The 16,823-nt window shown below is 72.9% G+C and carries 15 protein-coding genes; 8 read left to right on the forward strand and 7 right to left on the reverse strand.

From position 1 onward, the window contains the following. Nucleotides 1-155 precede the first annotated feature (155 nt). A complete protein-coding gene (locus tag ACWD4U_RS27125; RefSeq protein ID WP_363452132.1) occupies nt 156-413 on the forward strand; it encodes a hypothetical protein in 258 nt (85 codons plus the stop codon). Nucleotides 414-472: 59 nt separating this feature from the next. Here the strand turns inward: ACWD4U_RS27125 and ACWD4U_RS27130 are convergent, their stop codons facing one another. Together ACWD4U_RS27130 and ACWD4U_RS27135 are read right to left on the reverse strand one after the other, a co-directional pair. Beyond that, complete coding sequence (locus ACWD4U_RS27130) at nt 473-1,585, reverse strand: hypothetical protein (RefSeq protein ID WP_363452134.1); 1,113 nt, start codon at nt 1,583-1,585, stop codon at nt 473-475. A gap of 83 nt (nt 1,586-1,668) precedes the next feature. Then, nucleotides 1,669-2,826, reverse strand: coding sequence for an acyl-CoA dehydrogenase family protein (locus ACWD4U_RS27135; protein ID WP_363452136.1), 1,158 nt, complete (start codon nt 2,824-2,826; stop codon nt 1,669-1,671). 158 nt (nt 2,827-2,984) lie between these two features. On the opposite strand from ACWD4U_RS27135, the gene ACWD4U_RS27140 reads away from it, so the two are divergent. Further along, nucleotides 2,985-4,178 (forward strand): TetR/AcrR family transcriptional regulator, encoded by a 1,194-nt coding sequence (locus ACWD4U_RS27140; protein ID WP_363452138.1) that lies wholly within the window; start codon nt 2,985-2,987, stop codon nt 4,176-4,178. On the opposite strand, the gene ACWD4U_RS27145 is transcribed toward ACWD4U_RS27140, so the two are convergent. Further along, complete coding sequence (locus ACWD4U_RS27145; protein WP_363452141.1) at nt 4,175-4,492, reverse strand: hypothetical protein; 318 nt, start codon at nt 4,490-4,492, stop codon at nt 4,175-4,177. The genes ACWD4U_RS27140 and ACWD4U_RS27145 overlap by 4 nt on opposite strands. Before the next feature lie 329 nt (nt 4,493-4,821). On the opposite strand from ACWD4U_RS27145, the gene ACWD4U_RS27150 reads away from it, so the two are divergent. Further along, nucleotides 4,822-6,759: an ATP-binding protein gene (locus tag ACWD4U_RS27150; protein ID WP_363452143.1), complete on the forward strand. Its 1,938-nt coding sequence runs from the start codon at nt 4,822-4,824 to the stop codon at nt 6,757-6,759. Then, a complete protein-coding gene (locus tag ACWD4U_RS27155; RefSeq protein ID WP_363452145.1) occupies nt 6,756-9,092 on the forward strand; it encodes a hypothetical protein in 2,337 nt (778 codons plus the stop codon). The genes ACWD4U_RS27150 and ACWD4U_RS27155 overlap by 4 nt, the downstream gene beginning before the upstream one ends. Before the next feature lie 296 nt (nt 9,093-9,388). On the opposite strand, the gene ACWD4U_RS27160 is transcribed toward ACWD4U_RS27155, so the two are convergent. The 3 genes from ACWD4U_RS27160 to ACWD4U_RS27170 form a co-directional block, all read right to left on the reverse strand. Next, nucleotides 9,389-9,766: a hypothetical protein gene (locus ACWD4U_RS27160; RefSeq protein WP_363452147.1), complete on the reverse strand. Its 378-nt coding sequence runs from the start codon at nt 9,764-9,766 to the stop codon at nt 9,389-9,391. 419 nt (nt 9,767-10,185) lie between these two features. Continuing rightward, nucleotides 10,186-10,575: a hypothetical protein gene (locus ACWD4U_RS27165; RefSeq protein ID WP_363452149.1), complete on the reverse strand. Its 390-nt coding sequence runs from the start codon at nt 10,573-10,575 to the stop codon at nt 10,186-10,188. A gap of 269 nt (nt 10,576-10,844) precedes the next feature. Then, complete coding sequence (locus tag ACWD4U_RS27170) at nt 10,845-11,354, reverse strand: MarR family winged helix-turn-helix transcriptional regulator (RefSeq protein ID WP_449787329.1); 510 nt, start codon at nt 11,352-11,354, stop codon at nt 10,845-10,847. 49 nt (nt 11,355-11,403) lie between these two features. Here ACWD4U_RS27170 and ACWD4U_RS27175 point away from each other — a divergent pair, with 49 nt between their 5' ends. Then, entirely contained in the window at nt 11,404-12,258 is an 855-nt protein-coding gene (locus tag ACWD4U_RS27175) for an alpha/beta fold hydrolase (RefSeq protein WP_363452151.1), read from the forward strand. Here the strand turns inward: ACWD4U_RS27175 and ACWD4U_RS27180 are convergent. Then, a complete protein-coding gene (locus tag ACWD4U_RS27180) occupies nt 12,239-13,207 on the reverse strand; it encodes a cation diffusion facilitator family transporter (protein ID WP_363452153.1) in 969 nt (322 codons plus the stop codon). The two genes, ACWD4U_RS27175 and ACWD4U_RS27180, sit on opposite strands and share 20 nt — an antisense overlap. 111 nt (nt 13,208-13,318) lie before the next feature. On the opposite strand from ACWD4U_RS27180, the gene ACWD4U_RS27185 reads away from it, so the two are divergent. From ACWD4U_RS27185 to ACWD4U_RS27195, 3 genes are all read left to right on the forward strand, one after another. Next, nucleotides 13,319-13,933 (forward strand): DedA family protein, encoded by a 615-nt coding sequence (locus tag ACWD4U_RS27185; RefSeq protein WP_363452155.1) that lies wholly within the window; start codon nt 13,319-13,321, stop codon nt 13,931-13,933. A gap of 108 nt (nt 13,934-14,041) precedes the next feature. Next, complete coding sequence (locus tag ACWD4U_RS27190; RefSeq protein WP_363452157.1) at nt 14,042-15,748, forward strand: threonine/serine exporter family protein; 1,707 nt, start codon at nt 14,042-14,044, stop codon at nt 15,746-15,748. A gap of 60 nt (nt 15,749-15,808) precedes the next feature. Beyond that, nucleotides 15,809-16,801, forward strand: a complete 993-nt coding sequence (locus ACWD4U_RS27195) for a hypothetical protein (protein WP_363452159.1) — start codon at nt 15,809-15,811, stop codon at nt 16,799-16,801. Nucleotides 16,802-16,823: the final 22 nt, after the last annotated feature.

A 16,823-nucleotide genomic window follows, 5' to 3' on the forward strand; every position in this document is an offset into this window, starting at 1 on the left:
CTCCTCCATCGGGCCCTCGGCGGGGGCTCGCCGTCGGAGCCCCCGCCGCGACCCTAGGCGTCGGCGTCGGCGTGTCGCGCGCTGGACCACGCGCAGGGGTTAAGGAGAGGCCCGCTCGGCGTGCGAGGCCGCACCGGCGGCCCGATGGTGGGGGTATGGCGACCAATCAGAAGTTCATCGGCGGTTTCCAGGTGAACCGCGGCATGCTCACCGCCGGCGCGGCCCTGACCGGGCTCGGCGCCGTCGTCGGACTGACCGGCACGGTCCTGGTCTGCGTCGCCCTGGCCAATGCGGGCCGGGGCTGGATCCAGCGACTCGACACCCCTCCCACCGAGCTGGCGCAGCGCACCCTGCACCAGGCCAAGGCCGCCTCGTCGGCCGGATGGGAGGCGTGGCGCGCCAGTGCCAACTGAGGGGGAGGACGACGGAGGCGGGCACCCACCGGACGGGTGCCCGCCTCCGTCGTGGTGCGTCAGCCCCCGGCGGCCGCGCCGGTGGCCACCGGGCGCCAGCGGGAGAGGTCGATGGCGTCCTGCACGTGACCGGCCTGCTGCCAGGTGCCGTCGGCGCGGCGGATGGTGTGGTAGAGGTCGCCGGTGTTGGTGCTCGGCTCGAAGACCAGCTGGAACTCGCCGTTGACCGCGGCGCCGTCGACGCCGCCGAGGTTGGAGCCGTAGTAGCCGGCCCGGTCGAAGCGGACCTGGTCGACGACGTTGCCCCAGCGGGTCCAGGTGCCGTCCGCCCGGCGGATCGCGTGGTAGGCCCCGACCACGCTGTTGTCGCAGACCACCACCTGGAGCTGCCCGTTGATCCCGGCGACCGCCACGTCGGTGGTCCAGCCCCACGGCGACGGCGTCCCGGTCGCGCCCATCACGTTGCCCCACGGCTGCCAGCTGCCGTCCGCGTGGCGGAGGGTGTGCAGCACCTCGCCCGTCCACATGGTGCCGACCACCTGCAGCTCGCCGTTGACGTCGGCGGCGGCCACGCTGAAGAACTGCCCGGAGCCGAGCCCCGACGGGCTGCTCGCCACTCCCCACGGCTGCCAGCTGCCGTCCGACCGCTCGACCGTGTGCATCAGCCGGCCCGACGGGTCGATCGCCAGCAGCTGGAGCTGTCCCGCGACCTGGGTGGCCTTGATCCGGCCGGTCTGGAAGTACGTGGTGCTGCCCGGCAGGTCGTCGAGGCCGGTCATCGGCGCGAGCGCGCCCCAACTGCCGTCCGGCTGCTGGACGGACTGCACGAAGTGCTTGTTGCCGTACCCGTACGACTGGGCGCCGAACATCCGCTTCCGGCCTTGGTCGACGACCTCGGTCCAGTACGAGAGGCCGGCGAACTGCGGTACCTCGTGCGCCTGGTCCCAGCTCCCTCCCGGGGCCCGGCGGGTCTCCACCACCTTGTTCGGGTCGGCCCGGAGCAGCAGGTTCAGGCCGGCCGTGGGCGCGCCCTGGGCGGCCGAGGCCACCCGGCCGGCGGCCGGTCCCGGCGCCGCGGCGGCGCCCGGAGCGGCGGCGACCGCCAGCAGGCCGGCGGCGGCGAAGGCGGCCGCGCGGCGCGCGACCGCCCCGTGCTCGATGTGTCGTGACAACTGATCCCCCTGTCGAGTGCCCGTGGATCGCACGGGCACGCGAGTTCTACCAGAGGGCGGTCACGCCGTCATGGGGATATCCGTCACAGGCCCAGCGACTTGGCGATGATCGTCCGCATGACCTCGCTGGTGCCGCCGTAGATCCGGAACACCCGGTTGTCGGTGTAGAGGCGGGCGATCGGGTACTCCAGGATGTAGCCGTACCCGCCGTGCAGCTGGAGGCACTTGTCGATCACCTCGGAGGCCGACTCGGTGCAGAACAGCTTCGCCGCCGCGGCGTCCGCGACCGTCAGCTCGCCGTTCTGGTACAGCTCCAGCGCCTGGTCGACCATCGCCTGCTGGGCGAGCACCTGGGCCTGGCAGTCGGCCAGGCTGAACTTGGTGTTCTGGAACTCGGCCACCGCCTTGCCGAACACCTTGCGGTCCTTCACGTACTGCACCGCGAACTTCACCGCCGCCGCGGCCGAGGCGTAGGCGCCGACCGCGATCGCCAGGCGCTCCTGGACCAGGTTGTGGGTCAGGTAGGAGAACGCCTTGCCCTCCTCGCCGAGCAGGTTCTCCACCGGGACCTTGACGTCGCTGAACGCCAGCTCGGCGGTGTCGGAGGTGCGCAGGCCGATCTTCTGCAGCTTGCGGCCGACCGTGTAGCCCTCGGACGTGGTGTCCACGCACAGGATGGACAGGCCCGCGCGGCGGTCCGCCGGGTCGTACGGGGCGGTGCGGCAGACCACCAGCACCAGGTCGGCGAGGACGCCGCCGGTGATGAAGGTCTTGGCGCCGTTGAGCACGTAGTGGGTGCCGTCCGCGGAGAGCTTCGCGGTGGTGGCGATGCCCGCCAGGTCGGAGCCCGCGCCCGGCTCGGTCATCGCGATCGCGGTCATGATGTCGCCGGAGACGAAGCCCGGCAGCCAGCGCTGCTTCTGCTCCTCGGTGGCGTACTCCATCAGGTAGGGCAGCACCAGGCCGGTGTGCACGCCCGAGGAGCCGAAGGTGACGCCCGCGCGGGCGGTCTCCTCGTAGATCACCGCCTGGTACTTGAAGCCGGTCTCGCCCGCGCCGCCGTACTCCTCCGGCACCTCGATGCCGTAGACGCCCAGCTCGCCGAGCTTGCGGTAGAAGTCCCGCGGCGGGTGGCCGGCCTCCTCCCAGCTCTCGTAGACCGGGACGACCTCGTTGGCGATGAAGTCCCGGATGGTCTCCCGGAACGCCTCGTGGTCCTCGTTGAACACGGTACGGCGCACGGTGGCGCTCCCTTCGGCCGGCGGCTGATCGCGCAACAAGTTAATCGCCGGTAGCTTGCGGTGTCCAGGGCCGTCGACGCCGTGGCGACACGGGCACGGCCACGGCTAAGTGAACGGTTGCTAGCCTGACCGGGGTTCACACGGGGAGGGTGAGGACGGTGCGGCGAACAGTGGTGCGACGGCCGCCCGGGCGGCGGGCCCGGATCCTCGCGGTCGCCGCCGGGCAGTTCCACCGGGACGGCTACCACCAGGTGTCGATGGCCGCGATCGCGGCCGAGGTGGGCATCACCGCGCCCGCGCTCTACCGGCACTACCGCGGAAAGGCCGAACTGCTGCGCTGCGCCCTGGAGTCGGGCCTGGCCGCGGTGCACGAGGCGGTCGCCGCCGCCGGCGACGGCCCCGGACTCTGCGCCGCACTCGCCGAAGCCGCCGTCGAACGGCGGGAGTTCGGGACCCTGTGGCAGCGCGACGGCCGGCTGCTGCCGCCCGCCCGGCGGGCCGCGCTGCGCCGCGAGCTGCGCGCGGCGGTGCGCGCGACGGCCCAACTGGTGCGGGGCGACGGCGCGGCCGGTCCGGTGCGCGGCGAAGCTGCCGACGGTGCGGCCGAGTTGCGATGCTGGGCGGTGCTCTCCGCGTACGGGAGCCTGAGCCACCACTCCTTCGGGCTGCCGCGGCGCAGGTTCGAGGAGGTGCTGCGGGCGCTGGGGGAGCGGCTGTTGGCCGTCCCGCTGCCGGGCGGCCCGGCCGCGGCGGTTCCGGTGGAGGCGGTCCCGGCGGAGGCGGGCGAGGCGACCCGGCGGGGCGAGCTGGTGGCGGCCGCGACCCGGCTGTTCCACCGGCGCGGCTACGACAACGTCTCGATGGAGCAGCTCGGTTCGGCGGTCGGCATCGCCGGGCCCAGCGTCTACAAGCACTTCGGCACCAAGGCCGCGGTGCTAGCCGAGGTGCTGGAGCGCGGACGCGAGCGGCTGCGCCGCGAGGTGGTCTCGGTGCTGGAGGGCCCGGCGGGACCGGACGCCGCGCTGGCTGCCTTCGCCGCGTTCGCCTGGCGGGAGCGCGACTACCTGGGCGCGATGCTCAGCGAGACCGGCCGACTGGCGCCCGCGGACCGTCGCGCGGCGCTCGACTTCCGCCGCGAGTTCCTTCGCGCCTGGGTCGAACTCGCCCGCACGGACGGCGAGTCGGAGGCGGAGGTGCGGATCCGGGTGCACGCGATGATCGCCGTCACCATCGACACCACCCGCAGCGGCGCCGCCAATCCGGAGACGGTGGCGGCGCTGGCCGGAGCCGCGCTCGGGAGTCAAGGGCGCCGGGCCGGGTGCCTTCCCGGCGCCCCTGCGGTCCGTGCCTAGTACAGGACGAACGGGTAGTACACCGCGCTGGCGAGGTTCGTGTTGGCCTGCAGTGCGCCTACGCCGCCCGCGTTGCCCGCGACGCCGAGGGTGTTGTTCTGGTTCGCGGCGCCGGAGCCGGTGCCGGTCTGCTGCGAGGCGTTGGCGTTGCCGTGGACGGAGCCGACGATGTTGCCGGAGCCGGTGTTGCTGACCACGCTGCCGTTGGAGGAGTGGTCGGCGCCAGCGCCGTTGTCGGCCGAGGCGGTGCCGATGCCGGCCAGGAGGAACGCCCCGAGGGCGGTGACGACGGCGGCTGCGCGAATACGGGACACGGTGGTCTCCCTGCTAACTGGTGCGAAATGTGACGCTCGGGGGTGGCCGCCCCCTTCACGCCGGTTCCTGACGTCGCCTCATCAGGATTGCCCAGTCGGCCGATTGACTTCCAGAGCTGCCGGTCCGGTTCGCTCGAAGGTGTCACGGAAATGGAATAGCCACTGAACGCGCAGCTACCTCCACAAGGCGCGACTGCCAAGGGATTTCGCCCGAACGGCGGGGCGTGCGGCGGTTCCGGTACGTCAACGGCAGGTTGACCGAGGATCGACAGAAGCGGGAATTGGAAAGGAGTGGTCGCCTGATTGTCGTACTGGCACACTGTGGCCTCATGTCTGATGGCCTTCCCCCCGCTGCCGGTACCGGCGGAAGCGACGCCGAATTCCCGTCGGAAGAGAATCTCCGCACCACGGAGGTCGACCTCGGCGGCCTGGTGGGCGTCCTCGCCACCCACCTCTACTCCACGCCGCTGGTGGCGCTGCGCGAACTGGTGCAGAACGCCCACGACTCGCACACCCGGCGCAAGCTGGAGGACCTGGAGTCGGACTACCGCCCGCTGATCCGGGTGAGTGGCGACCCCGCGCGCCGGACGGTGGCGATCGAGGACAACGGGGCCGGGCTGACCGAGCCGGAGATCCACGCGTACCTGGCCACCGTCGGCACCGGGTACACCCGGATGCTGCGCGAACTGACGGGCAACCAGGACCTGATCGGCGCGTTCGGGCTGGGCTTCCTCTCCGCCTTCTCGGTGGCCGAGGAGGTGACCGTCACCACCGCCTCGCACCGCGAACCGGCCCTGGCGCACACCTACCGCAGCCGCGGCGGCGAGCAGTACACCGTCGAGCCGGCCCCGCCGCGGGCCGCCGCCGGCACCGTGGTGAGCCTCCGGCTGAAGCCCGAACACGCACACCTGGCCGACGAGTTCGCGCTGCGCGAGGTGCTGGCGCGGTACTGCGTGCTGCTGCCGATCCCGGTGTACGTGGGTGAGGACGACAAGCCGGTCAACGACGTGGCGGTGCCCTGGCGGCAGGACCTGCCGGGCTCCCCGTACCTGCACCGGATGCGGTTCGCGGGCGCCTTCGCCCGCAGCTTCGAGCCGCTGACCGCCTTCCCGGTGAACCCCGTGGAGGGGAGCACCGACGCGGTCGGGCTGCTGTGGGTGCAGGACGGCGGCACCTACGGGTCGACCGACAACCGGGACCTGGCGGTGTACCTGCGCGGCATGCTGCTGGCCGACGACGCCCGCGACCTGCTGCCCAAGTGGGCCGGGTTCATCGGCGGCGTGGTCGAGTCGACCCGGCTCACCCCGACCGCCAGCCGCGAGGACCTGCAGCGCGACGAGCACTACCGGGCGCTGCAGCAGGCCCTGACCGACGCGATCGTCGAGGGCCTGTACGAGACCGCCCGGCTGCAGCCCGCGGCCTGGCGGCGGATCCTCGCCCGGCACGGGCAGGACCTGCTCGGCGCGGCGCTCTGCGACGACCGGCTGTTCAGCCTGCTCGCCGACGACGTCCCGGTGCCCACCTCGCAGGGCGAGCTGACCGCCGGTGCGCTGCGCGCCGCGGGCGAGGGCGCGGTGCACGTGGCGCTCGGCAGCGGCGGCGGCTTCGAGGAGATGCTGTACCGCGCGATGCAGGTGCCGATCGCCCGCGGTGACCGGTACGCGGTGCTGCCGTTCCTGCGCCGCTACGCGCAGCTGCGGGACTGCCGGATCGTGGAACTCGGCAGCGAGAGCGGCAACCGGGAGCTGTTCCGCGCCCCGGACTTCCCGCTGCCCGCCGAGGAGGCCCGCTGGCTGGCCGGCGCGCTGGCCGAGGACGGCGAGCAGCTGGTCCCGGCCAGGTTCGAGCCGTACGGGCTGCCGCTGGTGCTGGTGCCGGACCGGGAGGCCGAGCTGAAGGCCCGGATCGAGGACGACCAGGCGGACGCCCGGATCCCGTCCGCGGCGCTGCGGCTGGCCCGGGCGTTCACCGCGCGCACCGACGGCGAGGTGAAGGCCCGGCTGTACCTCAACCTGGCCTCGCCCGCGGTCTGCGACCTGCTGGCCGCCTACCGCTCCGGGCACACCGGGGCGGCCACCGCCGCCGGACTGCTGCGCTCGCTGAAGGTGATCATGGCCGCTGCCGCGGGCTCCCCGAACGGCGACCTGGGCGCGGCCCTCGCCGGGATCTCCACCGCGGTCGCCGCACTCACCGCCGCCGTCCCCTCCGACGGTCTGTCAGCGGTCCCCGACAGCATCTCAGACACTCCGCAGGGGGACGAACGATGAGCACCGACATCTGGTCCTGGGTCCACGACGCCCACCGCCAGCTCGCCGAGTCCGGGCAGCACCGGCTCGCCGACGCACTCGCCGAGATCGCCGGCCACGCCGTCGAGGGCCGCAACGAGCAGCTCGACGCGATGTTCCCGGAGGCGCTCGCCGCCTCCCGCGCGCTCAACCTGCCCTGGGTGGAGGTGTTCCTGCGGCACTGGCGGCTGCAGAACCTGCTGAACAAGCGCTACCAGGGCGAGGCGGCGATGGCCGAGGCGGTCTCGCTGCTGGAGTTCGCGCACCGCGAGGAGACCGCCGGCTGCCCCCAGTCGGTGTGCGCCGTCCAGGACTTCACCATCTGCCACGCCAACATCGACGGCCCCGGCTACGTCCCCGAGCGGCTCGCCGTGCTCGAGGAGACCCTGGAACGGGTCGAACCCGCCCGGGCCTGCTTCGACTGCCTCTCCCGGGAGTACGCCGACACCCTGGAGGACGCCGACCGCCCCGAGGACGCCCTCGCCCACCTGGACCGCGCGCAGACCCGGATCCAGGCCGCCGGCGAGCAGCCCTCGCTCTCCTTCGCGCACAGCCGCGCCTCCGCCCTGCACCGCCTCGGCCGCTACCAGGACGCGCTGGACTCGTACGACCGCGCCGAACGCGCCTACGTCGCCGCCCGCAACCGGCTGGACGACGACGACCGGCGCAAGCTCGCCGCCGGCCGCGCCCTGCAGTTCGCCGCGCTCGGCCGCACCGAACCGGCCCTGGAGCTGCTGCCGCCCGCCGAGGAGGCCGACCGCTACGCCGACATCCGGCACCGCTGGTCGCGTGCCGTGGAGAAGCTGGCGGAGGCCGGGGCGTACCCCAACGACGCCGAGCTCGGCGCCCGACTCGCCTCCTGGACCAGCGAGTTGGACGTCGCGGGGTCGCACCGCCCGTGCCTCGACCTGGTGCTGCTGGCCGGCCGGCTCGCGGTCGCCCGCGGCGCCCGCGAGGTGGCGCTCACGCTGGCCGCCACCGGTGAGCGCAAGCTCGGCCAGCTGCGCCGCACCGACGGGGTGGCCGAGCAGGTGGCCGCCCTGAAGGCTGCCGCCGAAGCCCTGCCGCGCCCCGAACTCCCGGTCGACATCGAGGAGTTGCCCGGCTGGCTGGCCGAGCACCAGCCCGACCCGGAGGCCGGTGCCGACCTGCTGGCCGCCGGGCTCGCCGCGAGCGGGCGGCGCGACACCGTCCTGGTGGTCAACCTGGCCGCCGCACTGGGCACCCTCGGGCACGCCCGGACGGCCACCGACCTGCTGTGGGCGCAGCTGGAGGCCGACCCCGGGCACGAGTACCTGGTCGGCCTGCTCGGCCAGCAGCTGATCGACGCGGAGGACGGCGAGGGCGTGCACCGTCTCGCCGACCTGCTGACCGCCGCCGACCCCGCCGACGCGCACTGGCTGCGGGCCCGCTGGGCCGCCGCGCAGGGCCGCTGGGCCGAGGCCGGCGAGCAGTGCCGGGGCGTCCTCGCGCACCAGCCGGAGGCGATCAACACCCGCCGCCTCGCCGCCACCGCCGCCACCCGGCAGGGCGACCACGCCGAGGCCCAGCGGATCTACCAGGAGCTGCTGGCGCACGCCCTCGACCCGGAGCAGGCCGCGGACGACGAGGCGCACCGCACCGTCCAGGAGCCCGACCTGTGGCACCTGATCACCGCGGCCAGCGCCAACCGCGACTGGGACACCGTCCGCACCGTCGGCGCCCGGCTCGGCATCGAGTTCGACGCCGACAGCGGTCCGGTCGACGAGGAGTGGCAGCTGATCACGCTCCGCGCCCCGCGCGGCAACGGCAGCACCGCCGACATGCCCGCCGTGCGCACCGGCCCGGCCACCGCCCGGGTGCTGCCGGTGCTCGGCGGCGAACTCGACCTCAACCACGGCGACGTGGTGGTGTTCGGCCCGGCCGTGCTGAACGAGCGCCCCGAACCGGGCGAGGAGGACGACTGGCGGCCGGTCTTCGAGTTCATCACCCTGCTCGACCCGGCCGGGTTCACCACCTACTGGATCGACGGCGGCCACCCCGGCGACACCGACTGGTTCGCCCTGCGGACCGGCCTGCAGGTGGCCGGCTACGGCATCTGGGCGTACAGCGGCGACCAGTACCGGGTCACCGACCCCACCGGCGAACAGGAGGACCTGCCCGGCCTCTACGCCGCGGTCGGCGTCCCCCCGACCGCCTCCGCCAAGGAGGCCGACGCCCTGCTGCGGGAGCTCACCGCCGACTTCGCCCACCCCCTGGCCTGGCCCGACCTCGCCGAGGCAGCCGGCATCGACCTGGCCCGCCACCAGCGGATCGTGGAGGACTACGGCCTGTAGGCGCGTTCCGCGACCGCCCGCGGTCCTGGCATTCCCCAGGACCGTGGGCTGTCAGCGGATCAGGTCCCCGGCCATCGCGTCGACTTCGGTTCGTCGCCGAGCACCTGCTCGCGAGCAGGGCCGACCTCAGGTCTTCCTCCATGTCGGACACCGCCGGCTGACACGATGGGATGTTGGGGATCGGTCGATTCCAGGGCCGCACCGGTCACGCGCATCGGCCGGCCCGACGAGGTGGCGTGCCCGGGAGATGGTGGGTGACCGCGTATGCGGTGCCCAGGAGGCCGCGTGGCTGGGGGTCAGCCGGTCTTCTCCCACGTTGAGCACCCCTGGACTTCAAGGTATTCGCCCTTGCGGACGGTCACCCGGGTCTGGCCCTGGACGTTGCCGTTGGCAATGATCGAGGAGAACTCTCCGGAGGCGTCCTTGTAACGCGCCCAGTAGCAGTTCGGTATGACGCTGTCCGCCGGGCCGGCGGTCTTGTAGGTGCCGGCCTCGATGTCCTCGCCGACCAGGTACTTGCCGTTGCCTGGGAACGAGGTGGCTGGGCCGCTCGGAGCCGGAGCCGGGGGCGGGGCAGAGGACTCCGGTGTGCTCGGGGGCGACGGGGCGGCGGTGACGGTCACAGTGGACGCGGGGGCGGGCGCGGCGATCGCGGCGGGAGCGGTGACGGTCACAGTGGGCGCCGGCCGAGCCTCGGCGGCGGGCTTCCCGTCGGCGCCGCCGATTCCGACGCCAAGGAGTAGGGCAACGAACGCCGCTGCGCCGTGGGTCAGTAACGCCCTGCCCTGGAACGGCTTTCGGGGGCTGGTCGGTTGCGGCGGGGCAGCGGCTCAGGTCGGCGGGCCGGGCGGGGCCGGGGGCGTGGGAGGCGTGGTTGTCACGAGGGCTCCTCGTAGCGATGCGGAGTATGCGCCTGAGGCCGGTGGACCGGAATCACCTTCGGGTGGTCGGTACTCTGCCGGGCTGCTCGTACCTTGGCATAAGAAACCCTGATAATTCTGGTTATCGGAGTAAAGTGCGCTGAATTGCATCGGATGCGATGACTCACCCATCGCTGGGAGCTGCGCCACGGTGTCCCTGTTCGCGTGAATCCTCAGATGGTGATGGGCTGCGCAGAACGAGCCGGAGCGGACGCTTCAGCGTGCCAGCCTGGCGGTTCTTGTCCAGCCACTCCTTGACGCTTCGCCGCCAAGGGTCTGTGGGATCGCTGTCGGTGACCTTTGCGGACACGGCTGCCCAGATATCCCAGCAGGTCGACGCCATGGACGAACGCATGGAGCCGGCCATGAGTAGCCGGGTCCAGATCCAGGAAGAGGGTGTCGCTTCCGCCGTTGTGGGCGATGGGAAGCAGGTCGGTCAGCTCGCCCAGGAGGATTCTCCAGGCGTACTCACCGGTATCGTCCCGGCCCAACTGATAGAGGTCGTCGAAGCCCTGGACCGGTTCTGGTCTACCGACCGGGAGGCGCATCGAGTAGTTCGACATCTCCCCGCTGGCGGCCTCCAGGAACGAGCGGTTGCCGGGAGGCTGGGGCAGTCCGGTCTCCCGTTCGAGCGCGGCGCACTCGTCTGGGTCGAACCGCCCGAAGGGATCGCCCGGCAGGCGACCCCGCTACGAGCGCGAGAGCTCCTCGACACGAAATACCGAGATTGGCTGACTGGCCGTGGGCTGCTGCTTGCGGATTCGGATCTGACGTACCGCCGTCGCCTCGCTGCATTTGACGTGCCGTCCCGTCCCGCCCTATTGACGCCCCGTCAGCAGGGTGGCTCGGTCTGCCCGAGGTCGACGTCGTCGAACAGTTCCAGCATCCGGCCCAGCACTCGGACGCAGGTGTCGAGGTCGGCCTCGGTGAGCTCGCCGCCGGCCTGGCGCAGCAGGGCGTACTCGCGCGCCGTGACGGCGGTGATCGCGGCCCGCCCGGCGTCGGTCAGCCGGATCAGCGAGGAGCGCTGGTGGGCGGGGTTCGGGATGCTCTCCACCAGCCCGTGCGCGGCGGCGTCGTTGACCATCCGCTGGACGAACTGTCGGCTGAGCGACTGGGCCCGGCCCATCTGCGGGACGGTCATCGGGCCGTGCTCGCGCAGCAGGTCCAGTACGGCGCGCACGCCGACGGACAGGCCCGGGGCGGCGTCCTGCTCGATCTTTCGCTGCACCCGCCGGTAGAGCGGCCCGACGAGGGCGAAGACTTCCATCAGGCGCTCGGGCAGCTCATCGGGGGTGAGGGGGCGGTCCATGGGGCGGTCGGTTCCGGTCACGGGTCCCATCATGACACCTCAGTTGCCATGTCGGACGGGATATGACACCTTGGTTGTCATGACTGAGGCTTCGATCTCCGCCGCTCCCACGTTCGGCATCTTCGACTCGGGGGACGGCCCGCTCGCCTACCGCGACGCCGGCCCCCGCGACGGCCACCCGCTGGTCCTGCTGCACAGCGGCTTCGTCGACCACACCGAGTTCGACGACCTGATCCCCGCGTTCGCCGCGGCCGGCTACCGGGTGATCGCCCCGGACGCCCGCGGCCACGGCTGGTCCGCCAACGCGAGCCGCCCGTTCCGGCAGACCGACGACCTCGCCGCGCTGCTGCGCCACCTCGACCTGGGCGAGCCCGCCGTCCTGGCCGGCGTCTCGATGGGCGGCATGATCGGCATCGACACCGCCGCGGAACACCCGGAACTGGTCCGCGCCCTGCTGATCAGCGGCCGCGGCCTCTGCCAGCCCGACCCGGCCGACGACCCCTGGTACGCCGCCATGGTGGACGCCCAGCACACCGCCCTCGCGGCCGGCGACATCCCCGCCTGGCAGGACGCCTTCGCCGCGTTCGCCACCGGACCCACCCGCACCGTCGCGGAACTCGACGCCGCGATGCTCGGCCGGATCAAGGAGATGGCGCTGCGCACCCTGCTGAAGCACACCCCCGACGAGGACCCCGCCCTCTGCGTCCCGGTCCCCGGCCTCACCCAGCGCCTCGACGAGTTCACCCTCCCGGTCCTCGCCCTCAACGGCGCCCTCGACAGCCCCGCCTGCCTCAACACCGTCACCAAGCTGATGGACGGCATCCCGCACGGCCGCACCCTCACCCTCCCCGGCACCGGCCACTACACCTCCCTGGAACGCCCCGAGGAGTTCACCCGCACCCTGCTGGACTTCCTCACCGAGGTCCACGCGTAGCGTCCGCGGGGCCCGGGCGGCGGGGTGGGGTCGGGTCCAGGTAGACGCGGGTGACGGCGGGGACGGCGTCGCGGACGGCCTGGTCGGCCTGGTCGCAGGCGGTCTCCACGTCGGCGGCGGTGGCCAGGTCGGCGAAGTCGACCTTGGCGGCGACCAGGACGTCGTCGGGGCCGTAGACGCTGGTCACCAGGTCGAGGACGGCGACCACCTGGGGCTGCGCGGCCAGCGTCTCGGCGATCCGCTGCTCGAAGCGCTCGGGCAGGGCGCGGCCGATCAGCAGCGAGGCGTTGTCGCGGGCCAGCACGTAGGCGACCCACGCCAGCAGCAGTCCGATCAGCACCGAGGCCAGGCCGTCCCAGAGCGGGTCGCCGGTGAGCTGGGCGAGCAGCAGGCCGAGGAAGGCGATCAGCAGGCCGATCAGGGCGGCGGTGTCCTCCAGGAAGACCGCCTTCACCGTGGTGTCCGGGGTGTGCCGCAGGTAGCGGTAGCCGCCGACGCCCAGCCGGGCGGTGTCGCCGCGCAGTTGACGGACCGTCCGGGAGAGCGAGACGGACTCCAGGCCGAACGAGACGGCGAGGATCAGGTAGGACAGGGACGGGCTGCCGAGGTCCTCGCCGTCCCGCAGGGTGTGGATGCCGTCGTGGACGGAGAACACCGCGCCGCCGACGAAGGTGGCGAAGGAGGCGAGCAGCGCCCACAGGTAGCGCTCGCGGCCGTAGCCGAGCGGGTGCCGGTCGTCGGCGGGCCGGCTGCTGCGCTTCAGCGAGAAGAAGAGCAGCACCTCGGTGACGGTGTCGGCGAAGGAGTGCGCGGCCTCGGAGAGCATCGCGCTGGAGCCGCTGATCGCCCCGGCGACCACCTTGGCGAGGGCGATGCCCAGGTTGGCCAGCCCGGCCACGATCACCGTGGTGACGCTCTCCTGCCCGCCGCCGTCCCGCTGCTCGCTCACAACGCGCCAGTATGTCCTATTTGCTGAGGTATTACCGGGCTGTCCACAGGGGTTCTTGGTGAATGCTTTACTCTTTCATTGCCATCCCTCGACCCGGCAGGAGTCCCGCCCGTGCACTGGCTCGACCCCACCCAGCTGATCTCGACCTTCGGCCTGCTCGGCATCCTGGCGATCGTCTTCGCCGAGTCCGGCCTGCTGATCGGCTTCTTCCTGCCGGGCGACTCCCTGCTGTTCACCACCGGCCTGCTGGTGGCCGGCGGCACGCTGCTGCAGCAGCCGATCTGGCTGGTCTGCCTGCTGGTGGTGCTGGCCGCGATCGCGGGCGACCAGGTCGGCTACCTGTTCGGCCGCCGGGTCGGGCCGAGCCTGTTCAACCGGCCCGAGTCCCGGCTGTTCAAGCAGGAGAACGTGGAGCGGGCCGGCGCCTTCTTCGAACGGCACGGCCCCAAGGCGGTGGTGCTGGCCCGGTTCGTGCCGATCGTGCGGACCTTCACCCCGATCGTCGCGGGCGTCGGGCGGATGAACTACCGCGCCTTCGCGCTCTGCAACGTGCTCGGCGGCGTGCTCTGGGGCGCCGGAATCACGGCGCTCGGCTACTTCCTCGGCCAGGTCGACTTCGTCCGGGAGAACATCGAACTCATCTGCCTGGCCATCGTGTTGGTCTCGGTGCTGCCCGTCGCCGCCGAGCTGCTGCGGGCCCGCCGCGGCGCCGCCCAGGGCGGCTGACCTCCGTCGGGGCCACCCCGTTGTTCGCACCGCCGCCCCCGATCGGGCAAGGTGGGAGCCACGAGGTGGCCCGAGGAGCAGCGGCCGCCGGGGAGGCGGAGGACCACCGTGGCCGACAGCGAGCAGGAGCGCGCACCCGGCAAGGACGCGCCGCCCACCGAAGGGCTGCTCGGACCGGACGCCCCACCCGTCGAACGCCCCGTCAGCGTTCCGCACGCACCCGCGCCCGCGCAGACCGAGGGCCTGCTCGGCCACGCCGTACCGGACGCCGCGGAGACCGTCCGGGCCCGCAACCCGCTCGTCCAGGACACCCTCACCCCCGAGGAGTGGGACGCCGCCGGGTACACCCCCGCCGTCGGCCTGGACCTCTCCGAGCTGCACAAGGGCGCCCCCGGCGACGCGCCCTGGCCGGACCGGATGCGCACCCTGCTGCGCACGCCGATGGTCGACCGCCCGGCGTTCGAACGCACCGCGCGCGAACTGCACCCCTCGGCCGGCGCCAGCCGCAACGTGCCGCGCATCCTCGACCTCTCGCTGCGGATCGGCGAACTGCTGCTCGCCAGCGGCGAGGCCGCCGAGGACGTGGAGGCCGCGATGCTCGGCATCGCGCACGCCTACCGGCTCGACCACTGCGAACCGCAGGTCACCTTCACCCTGATCTCGATCTCCCACCAGCCCTCGCTGATCGACCCGCCGGTCACCGCCGACCGGGTGGTGCGCCGCCGCACCTCCGACTACACCCGGCTCGCCGCGGTCTACCGGCTGGTCGCCGACATCACCGCCGAGCAGGTCACCGTCAACGACGCCTACCGGCGGCTCGCGGAGATCCGGCGCAACCGCCACCCGTACCCGGTCTGGCTGCTCGCCCTGGCCACCGGGCTGCTGGCCGGCGCCGCGACCTTCCTGGTCGGCGGCCAGATCGACGGCAAGGCCTGGCTGGTCTTCGCCAGCGCCTTCGTCACCGCCGTGGTCGGCGACCGGCTGGCCTCCCTCATCGCCCGGCGCGGCCTGCCCGAGTTCTACCAGTTCGTGGTCGCCGCGATGCCCGCCGCGCTCTGCGGCATCCTGCTCTCCTTCAACGAACTGCACCTGCGCGGCTCGGTGGTGATCACCGGCGGACTGTTCGCGCTGCTGCCCGGCCGGGCCATGGTCGCCGCCGTCCAGGACGGCCTGACCGGCTTCTACATCACCGCCGCCGCCCGGCTGCTGGAGGTGATGTACCTGATCGCGGGCATCGTCATCGGCGTGATGCTGGTGCTGTACATCGGCGTCAACTACAACGCCAAGCTGCGCCCCGACGAGAGCCTCGGCGGCCAGACCAACCCGCCGCTGCAACTGGTCGCGGCGATGGTGCTGGCGCTGGCCTTCGCCATGCTGCTGCAGACCGACCGGGCCATGCTGCCGATCGTCGCCCTCAACTCCGGGATCGGCTGGTCCACCTACGGGGTGCTGGTCAACGCCGACATCTCGCCGATCATCGCCACCGGCCTGGCGGCCGGCCTGGTCGGCCTCTTCGGCCAACTGCTGGCCCGTTACCGCTCGGCCTCCGCGCTGCCGTACGTGACCCCCGCGATCGGCCCGCTGATGCCCGGTTCGGCGCTGTACCTCGGCATGCTGGCGTTCGCCCAGGGCCACGCCAGCAGCGGCCTGGTCTCCGCCTCCCGGGCCGTCGCGCTCGCCCTGGCGCTGGCGATCGGCGTCAACCTCGGTGGCGAGGTGGCCCGACTGTTCCTGAAGAACCCCGGTGCCAGCGACCGCGAGGCCGTGCCCGTGCTGATCCCGCGCCGCGCCGCGAAACGCACCCGCGGCTTCTGACCCGGCGTCACGCCCGCCCCGGCGGCCGCGCGAGGCCACCCCGACCCGAAGGCACCACCGATGATCAGTGCACTGCTCGACGGCTACCGCGAACACATCGTGGACGCCCACAAGCAACCGCTGTTCCTGCTGCTCGTCGGCTTCATCACCTCCTTCGTCTGCATCCGGTTCAGCGTGCGGATGATCCGCGCCCAGGTCCGCTGGTGGCCGGGCAACATCACCCCCGGCGGCCTGCACATCCACCACATGGTCTTCGGGCTGGGCTTCCTGCTGCTCGGCGGCATCGGGGTCTTCGCCACCAACGGCGGCCACCCCTGGATCGACTGGTTCGGCCTGGCCTTCGGCATCGGCTGCGGCCTGGTGCTGGACGAGTTCGCGCTGATCCTGCACCTGGACGACGTCTACTGGAGCGAGCAGGGCCGCAAGTCGGTGGACGCGGTGATCCTCGGCATCCTGCTCACCGCGCTGCTGCTCACCGGCTACGTCCCGCTCGGCGTGGTGCCCGGGGACGTCACCCGCTGGGGGCTGTTCGCGGTGATCTCGGGCAACGCCGTGGTCTGCCTGGTCGCGCTGTTCAAGGGCAAGGTGTGGACCGGGCTGCTCGGCATCATGGTGCCCGGCCTGTCCTGGATCGGCGCGATCCGGCTGGCCCGGCCCGGCAGCCCGTGGGCGCGCTGGCGCTACACCGGCCGGCCCCGGCGGATGGCGCGGGCGGTCCGGCGCGAACGCCGCCTGCACGCGCGGGCCGACCGGGCCCGCAACTGGCTGTGGGACGTGATCGCCGGCGCCCCCGACAAGGTTCCGGCGGGTCACCCCACCGCGCACCGGGTCGCCGAGCGGATGGCCGCCCGGGCCCTCGCCCACCGCCCGGCCGGCAGCCCCGCCGCGGCCCGCCGTTCCGCCGCCGCCACCGGCGCGGCCGCCGCCGGGTCCGCGGCGTCCGCCCTCGCCGCCACCGACCCGGCCCGCAAGGCCCGGGCGCAGTGCCGCCGCCGCACCGTCCGGGCGGGCCGGCCGCGCACCCCGGCCACCCGCAGGGCGCCGGTGCGCTGACTCCCGGGGCGCGCCCGGCTTC

This window comes from Kitasatospora sp. NPDC002522 (assembly GCF_053595195.1).

Bases quoted from the DNA above. Each gene is read 5' to 3' on its own strand.
- ACWD4U_RS27125 (WP_363452132.1), top strand. From the start codon at position 156: ATGGCGACCAATCAGAAGTTCATCGGCGGTTTCCAGGTGAACCGCGGC.
- ACWD4U_RS27150 (WP_363452143.1), top strand. From the start codon at position 4,822: ATGTCTGATGGCCTTCCCCCCGCTGCCGGTACCGGCGGAAGCGACGCC.
- ACWD4U_RS27155 (WP_363452145.1), top strand. From the start codon at position 6,756: ATGAGCACCGACATCTGGTCCTGGGTCCACGACGCCCACCGCCAGCTC.
- ACWD4U_RS27165 (WP_363452149.1), bottom strand. From the start codon at position 10,575: ATGTCGAACTACTCGATGCGCCTCCCGGTCGGTAGACCAGAACCGGTC.
- ACWD4U_RS27170 (WP_449787329.1), bottom strand. From the start codon at position 11,354: ATGGGACCCGTGACCGGAACCGACCGCCCCATGGACCGCCCCCTCACC.
- ACWD4U_RS27175 (WP_363452151.1), top strand. From the start codon at position 11,404: ATGACTGAGGCTTCGATCTCCGCCGCTCCCACGTTCGGCATCTTCGAC.
- ACWD4U_RS27195 (WP_363452159.1), top strand. From the start codon at position 15,809: ATGATCAGTGCACTGCTCGACGGCTACCGCGAACACATCGTGGACGCC.